At 61.0% G+C, this 20502-nt stretch carries 17 protein-coding genes; 15 read left to right on the top strand and 2 right to left on the bottom strand.

Features of this window, described 5'->3' with window-relative positions; translation table 11 throughout:
• The first annotated feature begins 7 nt into the window (after positions 1-7).
• The 15 genes from PG899_RS12250 (at position 8) to PG899_RS12180 (ending at position 18664) form a co-directional block, all read left to right on the top strand.
• Positions 8-496 carry a prepilin-type N-terminal cleavage/methylation domain-containing protein gene (locus tag PG899_RS12250; protein WP_158198174.1) on the top strand — a complete coding sequence of 163 codons (489 nt, stop codon included), beginning with the start codon at positions 8-10 and terminating at the stop codon, positions 494-496.
• Entirely contained in the window at positions 483-1052 is a 570-nt protein-coding gene (locus PG899_RS12245; RefSeq protein WP_158198173.1) for a prepilin-type N-terminal cleavage/methylation domain-containing protein, read from the top strand. Before PG899_RS12250 ends, PG899_RS12245 begins: the two co-directional genes overlap by 14 nt.
• A complete protein-coding gene (locus PG899_RS12240) occupies positions 1052-1981 on the top strand; it encodes a PilW family protein (RefSeq protein ID WP_270697396.1) in 930 nt (309 codons plus the stop codon). Before PG899_RS12245 ends, PG899_RS12240 begins: the two co-directional genes overlap by 1 nt.
• Before the next feature lie 37 nt (positions 1982-2018).
• Positions 2019-2444 (top strand): MSHA biogenesis protein MshP, encoded by a 426-nt coding sequence (locus PG899_RS12235; protein ID WP_270697395.1) that lies wholly within the window; start codon positions 2019-2021, stop codon positions 2442-2444.
• Entirely contained in the window at positions 2441-6109 is a 3669-nt protein-coding gene (locus PG899_RS12230; protein WP_270697394.1) for a DUF6701 domain-containing protein, read from the top strand. The genes PG899_RS12235 and PG899_RS12230 overlap by 4 nt, the downstream gene beginning before the upstream one ends.
• 204 nt (positions 6110-6313) lie before the next feature.
• Positions 6314-7354 (top strand): rod shape-determining protein, encoded by a 1041-nt coding sequence (locus tag PG899_RS12225; protein ID WP_005308111.1) that lies wholly within the window; start codon positions 6314-6316, stop codon positions 7352-7354.
• Positions 7355-7396: 42 nt separating this feature from the next.
• Positions 7397-8302: a rod shape-determining protein MreC gene (gene mreC / locus PG899_RS12220; RefSeq protein ID WP_270697393.1), complete on the top strand. Its 906-nt coding sequence runs from the start codon at positions 7397-7399 to the stop codon at positions 8300-8302.
• Positions 8302-8787, top strand: a complete 486-nt coding sequence (gene mreD, locus PG899_RS12215) for a rod shape-determining protein MreD (RefSeq protein WP_005308115.1) — start codon at positions 8302-8304, stop codon at positions 8785-8787. The genes mreC and mreD overlap by 1 nt, the downstream gene beginning before the upstream one ends.
• Positions 8788-8838: 51 nt before the next feature.
• Positions 8839-9426 (top strand): Maf family protein, encoded by a 588-nt coding sequence (locus tag PG899_RS12210; RefSeq protein ID WP_011704377.1) that lies wholly within the window; start codon positions 8839-8841, stop codon positions 9424-9426.
• Positions 9427-9612: 186 nt separating this feature from the next.
• On the top strand, positions 9613-11082 hold the full coding sequence (gene rng, locus PG899_RS12205) for a ribonuclease G (protein WP_011704378.1): 1470 nt from the start codon (positions 9613-9615) through the stop codon (positions 11080-11082).
• Positions 11083-14982: a YhdP family protein gene (locus tag PG899_RS12200; RefSeq protein ID WP_270697392.1), complete on the top strand. Its 3900-nt coding sequence runs from the start codon at positions 11083-11085 to the stop codon at positions 14980-14982. It begins immediately after the preceding gene.
• A gap of 34 nt (positions 14983-15016) precedes the next feature.
• Positions 15017-15337 (top strand): Dabb family protein, encoded by a 321-nt coding sequence (locus PG899_RS12195; RefSeq protein WP_011704380.1) that lies wholly within the window; start codon positions 15017-15019, stop codon positions 15335-15337.
• A 28-nt stretch (positions 15338-15365) separates the two neighbouring features.
• Positions 15366-16172: a carbon-nitrogen hydrolase family protein gene (locus PG899_RS12190; protein WP_118882065.1), complete on the top strand. Its 807-nt coding sequence runs from the start codon at positions 15366-15368 to the stop codon at positions 16170-16172.
• A 150-nt stretch (positions 16173-16322) separates the two neighbouring features.
• On the top strand, positions 16323-17771 hold the full coding sequence (gene tldD, locus PG899_RS12185) for a metalloprotease TldD (protein WP_270697391.1): 1449 nt from the start codon (positions 16323-16325) through the stop codon (positions 17769-17771).
• Positions 17772-17803: 32 nt separating this feature from the next.
• Complete coding sequence (locus PG899_RS12180; RefSeq protein ID WP_201886871.1) at positions 17804-18664, top strand: SIS domain-containing protein; 861 nt, start codon at positions 17804-17806, stop codon at positions 18662-18664.
• A gap of 87 nt (positions 18665-18751) precedes the next feature.
• Here the strand turns inward: PG899_RS12180 and PG899_RS12175 are convergent, their stop codons facing one another.
• On the bottom strand, positions 18752-19357 hold the full coding sequence (locus PG899_RS12175) for a DUF2057 domain-containing protein (protein ID WP_270697390.1): 606 nt from the start codon (positions 19355-19357) through the stop codon (positions 18752-18754).
• A 49-nt stretch (positions 19358-19406) separates the two neighbouring features.
• Complete coding sequence (locus tag PG899_RS12170; protein ID WP_011704385.1) at positions 19407-20480, bottom strand: porin; 1074 nt, start codon at positions 20478-20480, stop codon at positions 19407-19409.
• Between the last annotated feature and the right edge of the window lie 22 nt (positions 20481-20502).

Below are 20502 nucleotides of genomic sequence, written 5' to 3'. Positions count from 1 at the left end.
TGACTCAATGCCTGCCACCAAAGGCTTTACCCTGATTGAACTGGTACTGGTGATCCTGTTACTCGGGATTCTGGCCGCCTTTGCCGTGCCCAAATGGCTGGGCAAAGGCGGCTTTGAAACTCAAACCGTGCGTGACGAGCTGCTGACCCGGCTGCGGTTGGTACAGACCGTCAATATGCATGAGCCTGCCGACCGCTGTACCCAGCTGGTGGTGGCCTCTCCCCGTTTTGCCCACCGTACTTATGCTGCGTGTCCTGCCAGCGATGATCTGAGCAGTGGCTGGACCGATAATCTGCGCACCAGGGGGCGGCTGGTAACCGTCTCTGAAGGCATCAATCTTTCCCTGAACAGCAACAACAACTTCGTGCTGCGCTTCGATCAGATGGGGCGACCGCGGGGCACTTGCGCTGCCGGTTGTACCTTGCTGGTGAGTGATGGTCGCGAAACCAGCCGCATCAAGATTGAATCCGAGGGGTTTATCCATGAGAGCCCCTGAGCGCGGTTTTACCCTGATTGAGCTGATTGTCGGCATAGTGCTGCTGGCGGTGGCCTTGACCGGCATTCTGGGGCTGCTGATTAATCAGGCGCCACAGGCAGTGGATCCGGTACAGCAGGTGCGAGCCGCCCAGCTGGCCCAGCGGCTGGCCGGCGAGATCCTGCAAAAGTCGTTTGATGAAAACTCCGATCATAACGGTGGCCGTTATCGCTGTGGCGAGCAGGTGGCGGGGGTGACCATCTCCCCTTGTTCCAGCAGCTATGGTCCTGATGGCACCGGCGAGTCAGAGCCCTACACCTATAACGATGTGGATGATTTTGATACCGCGGGCAGTTGGCAGCAGGCCAGCCGGTTTACGCAAACCAGCTGGGTTACGAATAATGATGATGAATATCGCAACTATCAGGTCAGGATTGCAGTAAGCGCCGCAGATTTTAGCGATGGCAGCTTCAAGAGTTGTGCTGCGCACTGCTCTGTGGGCAAACGAATCGATCTGCAGATCAAACTGCCGAATGAGAGCGTGCTCGACTTCTCCTTTTATCGGGGGAACTACTGATGGAGCGCTCCGCTGTCGGGGGTTGCTTGCCTGGTCGAATGTCCGCGCCTGTAACCACTTCCGGCGTTCGATTATGCCTACCGGCTAATCGAACCTACCGCAAACCTCGGGATAACAGTGGCTTTACCCTGGTCGAGCTGGTGATGGTTATCCTGCTGCTCGGGATCATGGCGACCTTTACCAGCCAGTTTATTGGTATCGGTACCCAGATTTATGACGATGCCAGCAGCCGTGAGCAGTTGATGAGCGATGCCCGCTTCGCCATGGAGCGGCTTAACCGCGAACTGCGCGATGCGGTGCCGGGATCGGAGCGGATCGAGACGACTGGCGGGACATGGGTCGACTCGGGTGCCTGTCTGCGGTTCTGGCCAATTAGTACCTCCAGCCGCTATTTTGCGCTTAACCGCGCCATGTCGGGGAGCACGGCCACCCTTGAACTGGTGATGGCGACCCCGGCCTCTACGGCCAATCCACTGGATATGGATGCCACCGCCGTTACAAAGGATGATCAGCTGATCGTCTTCCCCGTGCCGGACAAAAATGCCGGTTCGCTCACGGCAGGCTGCGATTATGGCCGTTGTGTGGCCAAGGTTACCGATGTGCTGACTCCCGTCTCCGGTGCGCAAACCATCCGCTATACCAGCACCGAGAGTCTGGCTGGCCTCTCTCCAGGCAGCCGTGTCTACTTTGCCAAGCAGCAGGTACGTTATTGTGTAGAAGGAAACACGCTGACCCGTGCTACCGCGGCCATTGGTGCATCTTTACCCGCGCAAGGCGTGTTGATGGCCGATTCCCTTCGTATTGGCACCTTCTATCGGGAAGCCTCGGCGTTTAACGCCGAAGGGGAGTTTGGCATGCGTTTTATCTTTGATCGCAAGGGGGAGTCGGTCACCTTCAACCACAAGATAGAGGTGTTCAATGTGCCCTGATCCACATGCGTTCGGACGGATGCGAGGCAGCGCCTTGATGATCGCCCTGTTTGTGATTGTGGTAATGGCGCTGCTGGCTGCTGCCATGGGCCGTTTTCTGGTTGATAGCGGCGAAAAAAATACGGTGGAGGTGCGCAGCGTGCGCGCCCTGCTGGCTGCCCAGAGTGGACTGGAAGTGGCGCTCTATCGACTATTCCCCAACCGTACACTTGCTCAACCGACGCCACCAGCGGTGTGCCAAGTAACCAGCACACTGAACTTTGCCAGTAATCCCGGGCTGACCAACTGTCGGGCTGTGGTTCGTTGTGCCACGGTGCCAGTGACCTATAACGGATCTGTGACCAATGGCTACCGTCTCGAGAGTGTCGGCACCTGTGGTAACACGGACCTCAACAGTGCCAACCCTGATTTTTCCGTGAGCAGAACCCTGCTGGTTGAAGCTTATGATGGAGGCCAGATATGAGCCAAAAAATGAAGTGTTTTTTGCTATGGCTGCTGCTTTTGGTCTCTCCGTTGGCTCGAGCAGATATTGTTTTACCTGGACAGTATTTGATTGGTGATAATACAAGTAATGCCCTTCGTCCAACTACCTTGGTTTCGACTCGATTTTCGGCTTACATACCTGTCAACCCTATCCATTTTTATATTAGTCACCCTGTGACCTTATCCGAACTCCGGCTTGAGAGCGCTACTGGTTTGGATGCAGGAGCTAATTTTGTTATTTGGGACAGCCTAGGAAATGTAGTGCTGAATGAGAGGGCTAATGACTATTCACGGGATAGGGTATCTCGTTATGGTGGATGGTTGCTAAACCCCGGTGAGTACAAGATGGCTGTTTGGGGTGGTTGTTTTTCAAATGGATACTATTGGGGGGCGTATGACCCTTATTGTAGAGACTGGGATGATTTTGCATTTAAAGATATAAGATTGGTTACCAATGGTGCTACGACAGCGTTCCATTTTATTGAACGTTCCCATATAGGTGAAAATACTGATGACACTCGTTGGTATCCACCCACACCCAGCGGCAATTATATTTCACATCAATTTACGCTTAATAAGCGATCACAATTGAATACACTCACGTTATATAACTTACGTGATTGGGGGGTGAATAACGGTTCGCGCATGTTCATTCGTCCAGTTGGTAGTGCATATACACCATTGGTTTATTACTTCAATAACAACGGGGATGTCAACTGGAATATAAACTATGAGCTTGCTGCTGGTAATTACGAATTATGGATCGAAACAGTAAATGCCAGAGACAGGGATGATATAAGCTGGGATGATATGATCCTGCGTTACACGCCTAAAAATGATATTCCTGTACTTGATGATTTATGTGTACAGGTTTTCCCTTATCCAGCTCAAGGTCGAGAAAGTAGCGACAGAATTGACTTCTCAGGGAAGACGAATTATACGGCAGGGCAGTTATTTGGTTCTCAAGGGGGCCGCCTTGGATACGGTCCTAATGGTCAGATAAAAGGTACATCTGGTCTAAACTGTGATAATAGCGCTTGTGTTGCTGCAGGTATGGTAAATAGCTGGTCTGACGCGCCCTCTTCCCGGTTTCCATTAAGTGCAGGTAGTAACATTTCCGTTGGTTTTGCCGAAACGCGTTTTCTCACTGCCGTGGAGGGCAATCAGTTTGGGACAATTAGCACTGCTCATCAGTCACAAATAAATATCGAGAACTCGGGTATTAGCATTAAAGTTCTTGACTTGGGAAGTGGGCGTGGAGGTAGAGATTATACGGTGAAGTTGGCCGCTGGCGATTACTGGATCGAAACATTGAAGATGAATAATGATACATCGATCATTGTTGATGGCCCGGTTCGTATATTTGTTAAAAATCTAGATATGGGATCGGCCAGCTACATTAACAGTCCTGGCTCAAATATTTCTGGTGACATCAGTAAGTTACTGATGGTTGTTTATGATAGTGCAGATTTATCTAATGGTTCAACCATATCCGGGATGGTCTATCAAGCAGATAGCTCAGCTAAAACTATTAACTTATCTTCTGCTTCATATTTAATAGGGCGCGTGAATGGTAAATCCGTGGTGTTAGGCAATAACTCGCGCATCGATAGCCAATCTTTCCAATGTACAGCTACGGCGGTTGTTGACCATTATGAGGTTTATTATCCTTCTTCCTCATTGACGTGTGAACCCGCACGGGTTCGGTTGGCTGCGTGTCGTGATAACAGTTGTAGTCAACTTTATAACGGCAATGCCACTATCAGCATGACACCTGGCAACGGTTGGAGTAGTAATCCGGTCAGCTTGGGTAGTGCAGGGACGGCTGATGTCACATTATCTTCTCTGGCTGCCAAGAATGTTGTCATTGGGTTATCAAGCGCAAATCCCTCGGCGTTATTACGTTGTTATCGCGATGGTGTACTTGATAGCAGTTGTTCTATGAATTTTTCCGATGCAGCTCTGCAGTTTGATTTCTCCACCTTTTATGCCGGTAGTTCAACAAACTCGACGATTCGAGCCATTAAATCCAGCGATGTTGGAGCAACCAAGGTATGCGTTCCATTATTGACAGGAAATCAGACTCTGCAATTCGGCTCTACCAAGGTCGTGTCTGATACTGCCAGCAATGCAGTGCCGACGATCAATGGCAGCACAATATCGCCAAGTGGGAACGTTAACGTACTGTTTGACGGCAACGGGGTTGGTCAGTTGACGTTGCAATATCCGGATGCGGGGGTATTGCGACTGGATGCTACTTTCCAGAAGAATGATGTCACCGGCACCCTTAAGCTGACCGGTAGTGATACGGTTGCTGTGATTCCTAAAGCGATCGCACTCCAGGCACAAGGACAAAGTAGCTGCTCGGGCAGTAACGACAACACATATGCAGCATGCCCTGTCTATCGTAAAGCGGGCGAGTCCTTTACTCTGCAAGCGCGTGCCCTCAATGAGCAGGATCAGCTAACCCCTGGCTTTGCGACCAGTAATAAGGCGATCTCTTGGGCGCTGTTAGCGCCGGCAGCTGGCGGCACCGGAACATTCTCGCCAACTGCAATCTCGTTGGCGAATGGAGTGGCAAATAATGTGGTGGCGAATTGGTCGGAGGTAGGGGTGATTCAGTTAGGCGTCAGCAATTTTGTGCCTTATCCCGCTTATCAGGATGAATTACTCCAACTTGAGACTGTGTTGCGATGGAGTGAGCCAATCGGTCGTTTTGTCCCTTGGGATTACAGTTTGAGTGGTGGTTTTATCACGCCTGCCTGCAATGCCTTTACATATATGAGTCAGCCCTTTGCCAGCGGCTTTGCCCTCACTGCGCGTAATCTGCAGAAAGGGACGACACAGAACTATCAGGGGGCGTTCGCTAAAGGGGTTGCTGAGATGGTGGCTGCCAATGCCCTCGATGGGGTGGATCGTTCAGGACGTATCACGCAAGCTCCGACGCTCAGCTGGGCAAGTGGTATTGCGAGCGTGAATCAGCAGTCACCTTTCGGGCTGAATACCCGCTTTGATCGTGCTACTAGTCCAGAAGCACCTTTTGCCACGTTGAGCTTTGGTATCAAAGTCGATGATAAGGATGGCGGTACTACGCTGTTGGCGAATCCGAATATTAATGCGGCTGTAGCAGGATCCTGCGCTGGGGCTAGTTGTGATGCGGTGCGGCTGGGCACTCAAAAACTGTTGTATGGCCGCCTTTTGGCCGGGACTGAAGCCGGGGTTGCCTCGGCGCCGCTGGCTATTCCGCTGAAGATGCAATATTACGAAGCGGGCAACTGGCAGCCGAACAAGGAAGATCAATGTACCCGGCTCTCTCTCGCCGCCGACGGCATCCGCTTCCTTAACCCGAGCCACTCGTTTGATGCAGCCACTCGCTATCTGAGTCTGGGGGCGGGCCGCAAGATCAAGCTGGGGTTGGGGAGTTCGGCACCGGGCGGGGCTTCTGCACAGGCAACCGATGGCGAGATCCTGTTCCAGTTCGCCAATCCGGATATCTCGGTGCGCATTCCCTACCGGGTCGATTTGAGCAAACAGCCGTCACAACCGCTCTGGCTGTCTGATCCGGCTACCCTGCAAGGTGAGGCCATTTTCGGCTCCAGCCGGGGTAATGACAGAATTATTTATCGGCGCGAAGTGATGCACTGAGCGGGGAGTTGGGGCGGATCTGTCAACTTCGCCCCCCTATCCCCTTGTTTATTAGCGTTTGTCGGCTTGTGCGGGTGAGTGATGACTCGCATTTTTGTCGCGCCTGATGGGTTGGCGACAGTTTGAGCGCTTGCCGATTGGGGTGGGCATTGGTAAAGTTAGCCGGTTTTCTGCACCTCCAAATTCTTAGGATTTCCCGTAGCCATGTTCAAAAAGCTCAGAGGCGTCTTTTCCAACGATCTGTCGATCGACTTGGGAACTGCCAACACCCTGATCTATGTAAAAGATCAAGGGATCGTCCTTAACGAACCCTCAGTTGTCGCCATTCGCCAAGAGCGCGGGAACGCCAAATCGGTCGCTGCCGTCGGTCATGCCGCCAAGCAGATGCTGGGTCGTACCCCTGGTAACATCTCCGCCATTCGCCCGATGAAAGACGGCGTGATCGCCGATTTCTACGTGACCGAGAAGATGCTGCAGCACTTCATCAAGCAGGTTCACGACAACAACTATTTCCGCCCCAGCCCGCGCGTGCTGGTGTGCGTGCCGTGCGGTTCCACCCAAGTGGAACGCCGCGCCATCAAGGAATCCGCTCTGGGTGCCGGTGCCCGCGAGGTCTACCTGATCGATGAACCCATGGCTGCCGCCATCGGTGCCGGCCTGCCGGTCTCCGAAGCGACCGGTTCCATGGTGGTCGACATCGGTGGTGGTACCACCGAAGTGGCCATCATCTCCCTGAACGGTGTGGTTTACTCCCAGTCCGTCCGTATCGGCGGCGACAAGTTCGACGAAGCCATCATCAGCTACGTACGCCGCAACTACGGCAGCCTGATCGGGGAAGCCACCGCCGAGCGCATCAAGCACGAGATCGGCTCCGCCTATCCGGGCGAAGAGGTGCGCGAGATCGAAGTGCGTGGTCGCAACCTGGCTGAAGGTGTGCCGCGCAGCTTCACCCTCAACTCCAACGAGATCCTGGAAGCGCTGCAAGAGCCGCTGTCCGGTATCGTCTCCGCCGTCATGGTGGCACTGGAGCAGTCTCCGCCCGAGCTGGCCTCCGACATCTCCGAGCGCGGCATGGTGCTGACCGGTGGTGGTGCCCTGCTGAAAGATATCGACCGTCTGCTGATGGAAGAGACCGGCATCCCGGTGGTGGTTGCCGAAGATCCGCTGACTTGCGTGGCCCGTGGTGGCGGCAAGGCACTGGAGCTGATCGATATGCACGGTGGCGATCTGTTCCACTACGAATAAGACCCAAAGCCGGCCAGCGTGCCGGCTCTTTTTTGACGACCCATGAAACCCATTTTTGGTAGAGGCCCTTCGCTTCAGTTACGGTTGTTTCTCGCCGTCATCATCTCCATTGCTGCCATCGTAGCGGACTCCCGCTTCGGTGTGTTCAGCCACGTCCGCGTCTACCTCAGTTCGCTCGTCAGCCCGCTGCAATACATGGCCAATGCGCCGGGTATCATGCTAGATACCATGTCGACCCAGGTGCAGACCCGGGCCGGCCTCATCGAGCAGACCAAGCAGCAGGAACAACAGCTGTTCACCCTGCGCTCGCGCCTGCTCAAGATGGATCATCTGGAGCACGAGAACCAGCGCCTGCGCGAGCTGCTGGGTTCGCCGGTGCACAAGGAGTCCCGCAAGATGGTGGCCGAGCTGCTGTCGGTGGATTCCGACCCCTTCAGCCATCAGGTGCTGATCAACAAGGGGGCACTGGACGGTGTCTACAACGGCCAGCCGGTGATCAACGATCAGGGGGTGATAGGTCAGGTGCTGCACGTGGGTTCCACCACCAGCCGCGTCCTGCTGATCACCGACTCCAGCCACGGCATCCCGGTGCGGGTGCTGCGCAACGACTTGCGCGCCATTGCCTCCGGCAGCGGCGAGCTCGACAAGCTGGAGCTGCGCAACTTGCCGCGCAACACCGACGTCCAGGTCGGCGATCTGCTGGTCACCTCGGGCCTTGGCGGCCGCTTCCCGGAAGGTTATCCGGTGGCGACCGTGACCCGCTCCGACTACGTGGAGGGCAAGCCCTTCGCCCAGGTCGAGGCCAAGCCGCTGGTGGCACTGGACCGCTTGCGCTATCTGCTGCTGCTGTGGACCGACAAGAAACCGGAAGTGCATGACGATGAAGAGGCGCCGACCCCTGCGGCAGCCGCGGCTGCGGCGCCTTCGGCTGCGGGAGCGACACGCTGATGTTGCAACCCGCCAGCGGCAGGATCTGGATCTGGATCTCGATCCTGCTGGCCCTTAGCCTGTCGATCTTGCCGCTTCCTTTCCAACTCGAACCCTTCCGGCCGGACTGGCTCGCCATGGTGCTCATCTACTGGGCGCTGGCGCTGCCACACCGGACCAACGTCGGCACCGCCTGGGTGGCGGGCCTGCTGCTGGACGTGCTGCTCGGCAGCACCCTCGGCGTGCGGGCCATGGCGATGGCCATCACCACCTATCTGGCGGCGTTCCAGTTCCAGAAGATCCGCAACTTCTCCCTCTGGCAACAGGCGCTGATCATCGGCTGCCTCTCGCTGGTGGGCAAGGTGACCATCTTCTGGGCCGAGCACCTGTTCAGCCGTGCCAGCCTCAATTTTGCCTACTTTTGGTCGACCCTGAGCACGATGCTAATATGGCCCTGGGTTTTCCTGGTCTTGCGCAAGGTGCGCCGGCGCTTCAATATCAAGTGAATATGAGTAAAAACAACTCATTGTAACCGTACCCTGGCTCGCGAAGTGATTATGAACAAGCACAACGAACTGCAACTCTATCTCGCCTCGGGCTCGCCCCGCCGTCATGAACTGCTGACCCAGCTGGGATACCGCTTCGAGGTACTCAAGCTGGATGTACCGGAACAGCGGGAAGAGGGCGAGAAGCCCCAGGACTATGTCTGCCGGCTGGCCCGCGACAAGGCCACGGCTGGCGTGGCCGCCGCACCCACGGCGCTGCCGGTGCTGGGCGCCGACACCATAGTGGTGCTGGGTGACCGGGTGCTGGAGAAACCGTCCGATCTGCTCGACGCCAAGGACATGCTGGAGGCGCTCTCCGGCAAGGTGCATCAGGTGATGACGGCGGTGGCGCTGGCCACCCCGGAGCGTTGCGACGTGCGGCTGGTCACCACCAATGTGGCGTTTCGCAAGCTGGACGAGGCCGAGATCGAGGCTTACTGGCGCACGGGTGAGCCCTGTGACAAGGCCGGTGCCTATGCGATTCAAGGCATTGCCGGCAAGTTTGTCAGCCGCATCGAGGGGAGCTACAGCGCCGTGGTCGGCCTGCCCCTGCTGGAAACAGATCTGCTGATCAAGCATCATCTGGAACAGTCCCGGTAATCCAACCGCTGCCTTGTTGCGCAGGGCCGGTTCCACGAACCGCTCGCAGCAAGGCGATCAGAATTTGAAGCCATCACAGGCAAGGCATAGGTCGGTGACATGCACCGGCTGTTTCTTACTGCGTTACTCACCGGGCACGTGCCGGTTTGGCTGCCAGAATTTAAAACTAGAAAGGCAAGGTAACTTATGTCGGTAGAACTGCTGGTAAACGTCACCCCCTCCGAAACCCGGGTTGCCCTGGTCGAAAACGGTCTGCTGCAGGAAGTGCACGTGGAGCGTCAGGCCAAGCGCGGCATCGTGGGCAACATCTACAAAGGCAAGATCAGCCGGGTACTGCCCGGCATGCAGGCGGCTTTCGTCGATATCGGCATGGACAAGGCGGCCTTCCTGCACGCCTCCGACATAGTGCCGCACACCGAGTGTGTGGCAGTGAAAGAGAAAGAGCAGTTTCAGGCCGGCAACATCGCCGAGCTGGTGCGCCAGGGGCAGGACATCATGGTGCAGGTGGTGAAAGATCCGCTGGGCACCAAGGGCGCCCGCCTCACCACCGACATCACCCTGCCGTCCCGCTATCTGGTGTTCATGCCGGGCAGTGCCCACGTCGGCGTCTCCCAGCGCATCGAGTCCGAGGCGGAGCGCGAGCGCCTCAAGCGCACCGTGGCCGGCTATGTGGACGAGCTGGGTGGCTACATCATCCGCACCGCCGCCGAAGGGGTGGGTGAGCAGGAGCTGGAGCAGGATGCCGCTTTCTTGAAGCGCCTGTGGCGCAAGATCCTGGAGCGCAAGCAGAAGTACCCCCCCTGCAAGATCCTCTACGAGGATCCCAGCCTGGCCTTTCGGGTGGTGCGCGACTTCGTCGGGGCCGAGCTCGACAAGATCCGGGTCGACTCGCGCCAGAGCTTCGATCAGCTCAAGCGCTTCACCGAGGAGTACGTGCCTGAGCTTGCCAACAAGCTGGAGTACTACTCCGGCGAGTCGCCGATCTTCGATCTCTACGACGTGGAGAACGAGATCCAGCGCGCGCTGGAGCGCAAGGTGGAGCTCAAATCCGGCGGCTACCTCATCATCGACCAGACCGAAGCCATGACTACGGTGGACATCAACACCGGGGCCTTCGTCGGCCATCGCAACCTGGAAGAGACCATCTTCAACACCAACGTGGAGGCGACGGCGGCCATCGCCCGTCACCTGCGCCTGCGCAACCTCGGCGGCATCATCATCATCGATTTCATCGACATGCAGTCGGAGGATCACCGCCGGCGGGTGCTGCACAGCCTGGAGCAGGCACTGTCGAAGGACCGCGCCAAGACCAACGTCAACGGCTTCTCCCAGCTCGGTCTGGTGGAGATGACTCGCAAGCGTACCCGCGAGAGCCTGGAGCACGTGCTCTGCTCCGAGTGCCCCGAGTGCAAGGGGCGCGGTCGGGTCAAGACGGTGGAGTCGGTCTGCTTCGAGATCCTGCGGGAGATCATCCGGGTCAACCGGGCCTACGACGCGGATCAGTTCACCGTCTACGCCGCCCCGGCGGTGGCCGACTACCTGCGGGGCGAGGAGTCTCACAGTCTGGCCGAACTGGAAGTGTTCATCGGCAAGCAGGTCAGGGTGGTGAGCGAGCCGCTCTGCGGGCAGGAGCAGTTCGACGTGGTGATGATGTAATTGGTCTATCGCTGGCTGAGTCGGGGCTGGTTGGCCCTCGGGGTCTTCTTCGTGCTGCTGGCCATCCTGGTCAGTCTGGTGCGCTTTGGCGGCCCCTTGCTCAATCAGCACCGACAGGCGCTGCTCAATACCCTGCTGGCCGACAGCAAGCTGGAGGCCAGCGTCGATCGCATCGGGCTGGACTGGACTCAGCGTGGCCCGGCCCTCGAGCTGCAACAACTGGTGATCGCGCCGAATTCGGGTCGCTTCGCCCTGCGGCTTGGCAAGGTGTGGGCCCACCTCGACTTCTGGCGCTCCCTCAACGAACTCAAGCCGGTGTTTGGCCAGCTGATCCTGAGCGATGGCGACATCGCGCTGGATCTGGGCCAGCCTGCGGAGCCGGAAAGCGGCAACGGCAGCGACCAGCAGCAGGCCCTGCTGCGCTTTCTGCTGACCCAGCTATCCACCTTCGACATTCACGATACCCGCCTCAGCCTCACCACGGCGCTGGGGGAGGTGCGCGCCCTCGACATTGCCCAGCTGCGCTGGCAGAACCGCGGCAAACGCCATCAGGGGGTCGGCAAGGCCTATCTAATCAATGGGGTGGGCGAGAGTACCCTCGATCTCATCGTCGACGTGGATGCCCCCCAAGTGCGGCTCGATCGGCTCAAAGGCCAGCTCTATCTGGGGGCCCGCCAGCTCGACATCAGCCCCATGCTGGCCCGCACCCACTCAGGGGAGCCCAAGGTGAGCGGCCAGCTCGACTTCCAGCTCTGGAGCGAGTTCAAGGCCGGTCAGTTGGGGGATTCGTTGCTGGCGTTTGGCGACAACTATCTGATCTGGCAGGATGAAAAACAGGGTGACCTGCACCGGCTCGGGCTGCAGGGGGGCAAGATCCAGCTGCGCCGGGACGGCAAGGAGTGGCAGTTTGCCAGCCACGACGTCACCTTCAAGCTCGACGGCAAGCCCTGGCTGCACAGCCGGTTGCAGCTCGAGCGGGTCGGTGATCGCATTCAGGGTTATGTGCCGGCCATCGATCTGGACCAGATCGCCAACCTGAGCCAGCTGGTGTCGGGGATCTATCCCGAGCTGACCGAGACCCTCAAACGCACCCGCCCGACCGGCAAGATCCAGGATCTGATCCTGCAGGCGGATGCCGGCTGGCAGGGGCTCTCCGTCAGCGGCCAGCTGTCCCACATCCGGGTCAACGCCTGGCACGACGTGCCCGGCGTGCGCGACCTCAACGGCGAGTTCTGGCTCACCCCGACCGGTGGTAGCGCCCGGCTGCAACTGGCAAACGATGCCATAGATCCGGCCCGCCACTTCAAGGAGCCGATCCCCATCGACAGCTTCTCGGCGCGGCTCGACTGGTGGCAGGTGGCGCAGGGCTGGGTGCTCTATGGCCAGGATTTGGTGCTGGACAACCCGGACTTGAGCCTCGCCAGCCGCTTTCGGCTCGATCTGTTCGAGCACCCCTTCCTCGCCCTGACCGGTCGCATCGACGTCAAGAATGCGGCCAACGCCGATCGTTACTATCCGCTGCAGGTGATGGACAAGAGCCTGGTGGATTACCTGAGCGGGGCCATCAAGGGGGGCAAGGCCAAGGGGGCTGACCTGCTCTGGTACGGCGAATTCCGCGACTTCCCCTACCGCAAGGGCGAGGGCATCTTCCAGGTGGCGGTGCCGCTGCAGCAGGCCTCCTACGAATTCTTCCCCGGTTGGCAACCGCTTACCGACCTGCAGATCGATCTGTTGTTCCAGAACGCCAGCCTCGACATGAACAGCCGCGCCACCCAGCTCGGCAAGGCCAGCTCCGACTCGGTGCACGCCTGGATCCCGGACCTCTATCCGGGGGCCCACCTCTACGTGGACGCCAAGGTTGAGGGCGAGGGCAAGGCCATCAGCGACTACCTGCAGGACTCGCCGCTTGGCGGCTCGGTCGGTCAGGCGCTGCGGGAGGTGGAGATCCGCGGCCCCATGAAGGGCTCGGTGAAGCTGGATATTCCGCTGGATGGCGAGAGCGAGGTCAAGGCCAGCGGCGACGCCCTGTTCAGCAACAACAAGGTGCGGGTCACCAGCCTGGATCTGCCGCTGGAGCAGGTGCAGGGGCGGCTCGAGTATGACAACGAGCAGACCCGCTTCAGCAACCTCAAGGCGAGCCTGTGGAACCAGCCGCTCACCCTCGACTATCAGGGCCGTCAGCAGCCCAATCGCTATCAGGTCGATCTCAAGTTCAAGGGGCAGTGGGACAGCCGCCGCCAGCGTCAGGACATCCCGGCACTGGACATCCTCAAGGGGCGCGGCAACTGGGCCGGCAGCCTGGGGCTGACCCTGCCAAGCGATCAGCCGTTCAGCTTCCAGCTAGCGCTCGACTCCAACCTGCAGGGCATGGGGCTGGATCTGCCCGCCCCGCTCGCCAAGGCGGCCGGCAGCCGGCTGCCGCTCAAGGTGACCGCCCGTGGCCGCGACGGGAGTGCCGACATCCGCGCCGTGCTGGGGGCCGACGTGGATATGCAGAGCCGGCTGGTGTACGGCGACGGCGTGCCCTACCTCAGCCGGGTGCGGGTGGACGTGGGGCAGCCCGGCGCCCGGGTGCTGCGCGACCGGCCCATGCTGCTCGCCATCAACCAGCAGCAGGCCGACGTGGCTGGCTGGCTGGCCCGTCTCAAGCAGTGGCTGCCGGCCAGCACGGCACCGAGCGGCAATGCGGTGGTGGGCCCCTCCTTCTTGCCGCAGGAGTGGTGGGTGGACGGCCGCCTGGCCCGCGCCGACATCGGCAGCGCCAACCTCAAGGCGGTGCACTTCACCGTGGGGCCGGTCAATCAGGCCACCGAGGTGATGATCGACAGCCCGGACGTGATGGGGGTGGTGCGCCTGCCGGTGTCCGAGCGTCAGCCCATCGACGCCAAATTTGCCCGCATCCACTGGTCCGGCAAGAGTTCGGATCTGAGCCCGGACCCCGATGCCAGACAGGACAGAGCCATCATGGATGCCATCCCCTGGCTCACTTTCAGCTGCGTGGACTGCCGCTTCGGCGAGTTGCCGCTGGGCGAGGTGAAGGGGGAACTGATCCCGGGGGCCGACAAGCTGAGCCTCAAGGGGCTGGAGATGCGGCTGGCGGGTAGCCAGCTGAATGGCAGCGCCGAGTGGCTGGCCGGAGCGGACGGCATGCAGACCCGCGCCCGCGCCCACATCAGCAGCAACAACAGCGAGCTGCTGCTCAAGCGGCTCGGCTATACCTCGCCCATCGGTGATGCGCCCGGCAAGATGGCGCTGGATCTGAGCTGGCGCGACGTGCCCTACCGGCCGAACGTGCCGACCCTGAGCGGCAACGCCGACTACCAGCTGGAAGGCGGCACCCTGCGCGAGGTCAACGACAAGGGGGCGCGACTGCTCTCCCTGCTCAGCCTGGATTCATTGCTGCGCAAGCTGCGGCTCGATTTTCGTGACGTGTTCGACAAGGGTTTCTATTTCGAGTCCATGTCAGCCTCCGCCAAGATCAAGCAGGGGGTGGTGGACAACCGCGACTTCTACATGAAGGGGGCGGCCGGCAACCTGCGCGGCGAGGGCATCGCCGATCTGGTGCGCTGGCGGCTCGACTACGAGCTGAGCTTCTCCCCCAACCTGGGCGGCACCCTGCCGGTGGTGGCGGCCTTCTCGCTGACCCCGATCACCGGGCTCTACGTGCTGGCGCTCTCCAAACTGCTGGAGCCGGTGGTGGACGTGGTCACCCGCATCGATTTCCGGGTCTCCGGCCCGCTCGACGATCCCAAGCTGATCGAGGCGGGGCGGGATCGGGCCCGCATCAAGCTCAACCAGCAGCAGAAGGAGGCGGTCGACGCGGTGGCCCCCAACCTGCCGACGCAGGAGGTGACCCCCTTCCTGCTGACCCCCAAACACGCGGGGCCCGCCCAGCGCTGAACGAGCGGCCCGGCACCATCACAAGGAGTGAGCCATGATCCGACATATCCTGCTGATCGCCTTCAAGCCGGGCACCCAGCCCGCACAGATAGACGCGGTGCGCGCGGCCTTTCTCGCCATCCCCCATCAGGTCAGCGGCGTGCTGGCGGTGGAGTGGGGGCGGGATGACAGCCCGGAGGGACGGGCCGAGGGCTTCACCCACAGCGTGCTGATGACCTTTGCCGACGAAGCGGCCCGCCAGCGCTATCTGCCCCACCCGGATCACGATGCCCTCAAGGCCATCTTCCGCCCGGTGCTGGAACGTATCATAGTGCTGGATTACACCCTGCAGGCCGGCGATGCGGTCAGCATCTGACGGTGGCAACAACGACAAGGAGCGCCTCATGTGGTTAGCCGCAATACAGCTGGTATCGGGCCGCAACTGGCAGGATAACCGGGAGCAGATCGCCGCCGAGCTGGCCCTGTTGCCGAGTGAGCGGCCACTGCTGGTGCTGCTGCCGGAGAATTTCGCCCTGTTTGGCGAGCGGCAGGGTTATCTGGACGGGGCCGAGACCATAGGTGAGGGCCCGATCCAGCAGCAACTGGCCGAATGGGCTCGTGATTACGGCATCTGGCTGGTGGCGGGGGCCATGCCGACCACCATCGCCGGTTCCGACCATATCCACACCAGTACCCTGGTGTTCGACCCCAGCGGCGAGCGCAAGGGCCACTACCACAAGATCCACCTGTTCGATGTGGACGTGGCGGACAATCATGGCCGCTACCGGGAGTCGGAAACCTTCAGCCCCGGCGAGGAGCCTGTGCTGGTGGACTCCCCGTTTGGTCCCCTCGGCCTCTCGATCTGTTATGATCTGCGCTTTCCCGAGCTGTACCGCCGGCTGGCCCGCGCCGGCGCCCGCGTGCTGCTGGTGCCTGCCGCCTTCACCGCCGTGACCGGCGAGGCGCACTGGGAGCCGCTGCTGCGGGCCCGCGCCATCGAGAACCAGTGTTACCTGGTGGCCGCCAACCAGGGCGGCACCCACGAGACGGGACGCCAGACCTGGGGCCACAGCATGGTGATCGACCCCTGGGGTCGAGTGCTGGCCAGCCTGGACAGCGGGCGCGGCACCGTACTGGCGCCGCTGGACCCCGGTCTTGTCGACGAACTGCAACGCACCATGCCGGTGCTGGGCCATGCCCGTCTGCTATGAACATGTGCAGGTTCGATTCGCCCTGTGGCGGGGGAGTCGGACGCTTGCAAACCCGATGGTGGGTTGGACGTCCACTGACGTTTCGCCAAGCGAACCCACGGTCTGGGATTTAACCGTTACGACATCTCGCATCGAGAGTGGAGAGAAAGATTGAGTCTATTGAGCCAGGTTAGTGCCTCCCTGTTGGCCCCCCACGACCTCGACGAAGGGCGGCTGCAGCAGCTGCTCGGTAGCCTGATGAGCCATCAGGTGGAGTTCGGCGACCTCTATTTCCAGCGCAGCTGGCACGAGTCCTGGATGCTGGAGGACGGCATCGTCAAGGATGGCAGCTACAACATCGATCAGGGGGTCGGGGTGCGCGCCGTCAGCGGCGAGAAGACCGGCTTCGCCTACTCGGACGAACTGAGCCTGCTGGCACTGCAACAGTCGGTGACCGCCGCCCGCGGTATCGCGGCCGCCGGTGCGCAGGGCAAGGTCAAGGCGTGGGCTCGCACCGAAGCAAACCTGCTCTACCCGGCGCTGGATCCGCTGCAGACCCTCGACAAGCAGCAGAAGATCGCCTTGCTGGAGCAGATGGACAAGTTCGCCAGAAGTCTGGATCCCGCTATCAATCAGGTGATGGCCTCCATCAGCGGCGTCTATGAAGAGGTGCTGGTGGCCGCGACCGACGGCACCCTGGCCGCCGACGTGCGTCCGCTGGTGCGTCTCTCGGTGACCGTCATCGCCGAGAAGGGCGAGCGTCGCGAGCGCGGCAGCGCCGGTGGCGGTGGCCGCTTCGGCTACGACTATTTCCTCGAGCTGGACGGGCTGGAGAGCCGGGCGTTTGGCTATGTGCGCGAAGCGGTGCGCCAGGCGCTGGTCAACCTCGACGCCATCGATGCACCGGCCGGCACCATGCCGGTGGTGCTCGGTGCCGGCTGGCCCGGCGTACTGCTGCACGAGGCGGTGGGTCACGGTCTGGAGGGGGACTTCAACCGCAAGGGCTCTTCCGCGTTTGCTGGCCGCATCGGCGAACAGGTGGCTTCCAGGCACTGCACCATCGTCGATGACGGCACCCTGCCGGGTCGGCGCGGCTCCGTCTCCATCGACGACGAGGGGACGCCGGGCGGCTACAACGTGCTGATCGAGAACGGCATCCTCAAGGGCTATCTGCAGGACAAGCAGAATGCCCGTCTGATGGGCGTGCCGCTCACCGGCAACGGCCGCCGCGAATCCTACGCCGCCCTGCCGATGCCGCGCATGACCAACACCTACATGCTGGCGGGTCAGTATGATCCGGCCGAGATCATCGCCTCGGTGAAGAAGGGGATCTACGCCCCCAACTTCGGCGGCGGTCAGGTGGACATCACCTCCGGCAAGTTCGTCTTCTCCGCCTCCGAGGCCTACCTCATCGAGGATGGCAAGATCACCGCGCCCATCAAGGGGGCGACCCTGATCGGCAACGGCCCCGAGGCGATGAGCCAGGTTTCCATGGTGGGCAAGGATCTCGCGCTGGATCGCGGGGTCGGGGTCTGTGGCAAGGAGGGGCAGAGCGTGCCGGTCGGTGTCGGCCAGCCCACCCTCAAGCTGGATCAGCTCACCGTGGGCGGCACCCAGTAAGGGCGCCGCAGAACAAGCAGCAGAGAGAACCCATGCTTACCCTGTCGAAAATTTCCAATATCCGCAGTCAGCTCTCCCCCAGCGAGCTCAAGATCGCCGATTACATCCTGGCGTGCCCGGAGCAGGTGACCCACTTCTCCTCCCAGGAGCTGGCCCAGCAGGCTGACGTCAGCCAGTCGAGCATAGTGAAGTTCACCCAGAAGATCGGGTTCAAGGGCTTCACCGCCTTCAAGCTGGCAGTCAGCGAGGATCTGGGGCGCAAGCACGCCATCAAGACCGACAACGTAGGGGATCTCTACAACGGCATCGGCCGCGACGACGATCTGGAGACCATGGCCAAGAAGCTGGCCCAGGAGAAGATCAACTCCATCGTGGAGACCACCCAGGCGCTCGACAACACCACTTTGGCGCGGGTGCTGGACGTCATCAACCAGGCTGGCCGGGTCCAGCTGGTGGGGATCGGCGGCTCGGCGCTGACCGCCAAGGATCTCTGGTACAAGCTGCTCAAGATCGGGGTCACCACCCTGTTCGCCCAGGACAGCCACGTGCAGATCTCCATCGCCCAGACTTTGGGACCGGGGGATGTCCAGCTGGTGGTTTCCTATTCCGGTGCCAGCCGGGACGTGCTGGCGGCGGCCGAGCTGGCCAAGCGCAACGGCGCCACCCTGATCGCGGTCACCTCGTTTCGCAACACCCCTCTGCGGCAGATGGCCGACATGGTGCTGGACACGGTGGCCGACGAGAACGAGCTGCGTATTTCCTCCATCTCGTCGCGTACCGCCCAGAACACCATCACCGACATCCTGTTCCTCGGCCTGGTGCAGCGCCGTGACGAGGCCTGGGCGCTGATCGACGGCACTCGCGGTGCCATCGACCGGCTCAACAAGGAGTGACGCGGGCCCGGCTGCAACGGACGCCGAGACCTGCCGAGAGAAAAAACCACCCGCCTGCGGGTGGTTTTTTTATGGGCCAGTGCCGGCTCAGAGGGCGAGGGCCCAGCGCAGGAAAGCCTTGCGCTGGGCCTCGTCGGCGGTGAGGTAGCGCCGTTGCAGTTCAGGGTCGACGGGCACGGCGCCCGAGGTGGCTGCGGGCAGCATGGGCGTGACGGCTGGCAGGGCGGTGGCTGCGCTGGCCGACCCGTCGTAACGGGCCAGCAGCGCCTGATAGTCGGTCAGCAGGCTGTCCTGGCTGCGCGGCAGGGCGGTGGCCAGCAAGGGGCGGGTACCGTCAGCGGTCGCCAGCTGCAGTGCCGGGCTGGCCGCAAAGCGGCGAATGGCCTGCGGCGTGGGCAGTGGCGGGGTGACCAGCCGCAGGGTGCCGCTGGCCGGCAGGGTCAGGGTCAGCAGCAGCGGGGCGGAGCGGACGCGACCCTGGCTCTCGTTGGTGGAGCCGGGATCGAGTGGGCTGTCGAAGCGCACCAGCAGCCGGGTCTCACCGGCGGGTAGCGTGAGGGCTCGCTCGAAGGGGGAGGCCTTGCCCCGGGATGAGGCCAGCAGGGTAAGGTTGTCTGCCAGCTCCAGCCGGGCGGCCTGGGTCGGCAAGGCCAGCAACAGCAGCAGGGTGGTGAGCAGTGGGAGGCGGATCATGGGGTGCTCCAGCAGAAAGCAAAAAGCCGGCCGACTGGCCGGCAGGGGATCAGAACTCGTAGCGCAGGCCGAGGTGGTAGAAATCCTCGCTGTTGCTGCTGCCGCCAAAACTGGTGACCGTGCTGCCGGCCAGCCCGTCTTCACCGCCTCGGAACACGTAGGCGCTGTAGAGGGAGGAGCGCGGAGTGAGCTTGTACTGCAGCTCCAGGGTGGTGTCGCGCAGGCTCATGCCGTCTCCCCCGTCGTTGTCGAGGTGGCGGTAGCCGGCGCGGGCGGCCCACTTCTGGTTGATGTCGTAGACGGCGGTCAGCTCCCACACCTTGTCTTCGCTGTCCGCCTGGCCGTTGCGATAGCTCACCTGATCCTTGGCATAGAGGGCCCCCAGCATCAGCGGGCCCAGGGTGTAGCGGGTGCCGATGCCGCTGAAGCGGTACTCGTCGGCATTGGGGTCGACCTTGCTGGCCCCGGTCTGGGCCGCCTTGCTCTGCTGGTAGGCGATGACCGGCGCCAGCTTGCCCGCCGCCCCGAGATCGAAGGTGTAGCGCAGGGCGCCGTTGTAGCCGTAGTCGAGATCCGAGGTGCCGTTGCCGAGGATGTAGGCCAGCGACAAGTCCAGATTGCCGAGGGTGTTCTGGTATTGCAGGGTGCCGTCCTGACGGAACACCTGTACCGCGGTGGAGTCCACCTTGCTGGCCTGGCGCGCCATGGAGACATCGGAGGCGGCAAACACGTCGCCGATGTCGGTGAACATGATGAGCCCGGAGGAGACCCGGCCACCGGTCAGCTTGCCCCACTGGCCGCCATCGAGCCCGGCCCAGACGTAACGGGCGGTGAGATCGCTGCTGTTCTTCTGCACGTTGTTGGCGTATTCGGCGGCATTGACCTGGTACTGGGCCATGCCGATCACGGCCACCTGCTCATTGACGGTCTGGCGGGCGGTGAAGCCGATGCGGCCGTCGAAGTCGCCCTGATCGTTGCCGCTCTTCTTGTCCGAGATGTTGAAGCCGAGGCGACCGTAGAGATCGACGTTGGAGCCGTCATCGGCCTGATAGATGACGGCGGCCTGCGCCGTACCGACGGCAAGCAGGGCAGGAATGGCCAGGGCAAGCATGGACTGTTTCATTGTTGTCTTTCCTGTGTGGGCT

The sequence above is a fragment of the Aeromonas sp. QDB39 genome, from assembly GCF_027707585.1.
Lineage (GTDB): Bacteria > Pseudomonadota > Gammaproteobacteria > Enterobacterales > Aeromonadaceae > Aeromonas > Aeromonas hydrophila.
The sequence above is the reverse complement of the archived record's forward strand: the minus strand, read 5'-3'. Positions and strand labels throughout refer to the sequence as shown.

What these genes read in the sequence shown, in the direction of transcription:
- rng (WP_011704378.1), top strand. Translation starts at nt 9,613, where the DNA reads ATGTCGGTAGAACTGCTGGTAAACGTCACCCCCTCCGAAACCCGGGTT.
- PG899_RS12235 (WP_270697395.1), top strand. Translation starts at nt 2,019, where the DNA reads ATGATCGCCCTGTTTGTGATTGTGGTAATGGCGCTGCTGGCTGCTGCC.
- PG899_RS12245 (WP_158198173.1), top strand. Translation starts at nt 483, where the DNA reads ATGAGAGCCCCTGAGCGCGGTTTTACCCTGATTGAGCTGATTGTCGGC.
- PG899_RS12170 (WP_011704385.1), bottom strand. Translation starts at nt 20,480, where the DNA reads ATGAAACAGTCCATGCTTGCCCTGGCCATTCCTGCCCTGCTTGCCGTC.
- mreC (WP_270697393.1), top strand. Translation starts at nt 7,397, where the DNA reads ATGAAACCCATTTTTGGTAGAGGCCCTTCGCTTCAGTTACGGTTGTTT.
- PG899_RS12190 (WP_118882065.1), top strand. Translation starts at nt 15,366, where the DNA reads ATGTGGTTAGCCGCAATACAGCTGGTATCGGGCCGCAACTGGCAGGAT.
- PG899_RS12240 (WP_270697396.1), top strand. Translation starts at nt 1,052, where the DNA reads ATGGAGCGCTCCGCTGTCGGGGGTTGCTTGCCTGGTCGAATGTCCGCG.
- PG899_RS12210 (WP_011704377.1), top strand. Translation starts at nt 8,839, where the DNA reads ATGAACAAGCACAACGAACTGCAACTCTATCTCGCCTCGGGCTCGCCC.
- PG899_RS12180 (WP_201886871.1), top strand. Translation starts at nt 17,804, where the DNA reads ATGCTTACCCTGTCGAAAATTTCCAATATCCGCAGTCAGCTCTCCCCC.
- mreD (WP_005308115.1), top strand. Translation starts at nt 8,302, where the DNA reads ATGTTGCAACCCGCCAGCGGCAGGATCTGGATCTGGATCTCGATCCTG.
- PG899_RS12250 (WP_158198174.1), top strand. Translation starts at nt 8, where the DNA reads ATGCCTGCCACCAAAGGCTTTACCCTGATTGAACTGGTACTGGTGATC.
- PG899_RS12225 (WP_005308111.1), top strand. Translation starts at nt 6,314, where the DNA reads ATGTTCAAAAAGCTCAGAGGCGTCTTTTCCAACGATCTGTCGATCGAC.
- PG899_RS12175 (WP_270697390.1), bottom strand. Translation starts at nt 19,357, where the DNA reads ATGATCCGCCTCCCACTGCTCACCACCCTGCTGCTGTTGCTGGCCTTG.
- PG899_RS12230 (WP_270697394.1), top strand. Translation starts at nt 2,441, where the DNA reads ATGAGCCAAAAAATGAAGTGTTTTTTGCTATGGCTGCTGCTTTTGGTC.
- PG899_RS12195 (WP_011704380.1), top strand. Translation starts at nt 15,017, where the DNA reads ATGATCCGACATATCCTGCTGATCGCCTTCAAGCCGGGCACCCAGCCC.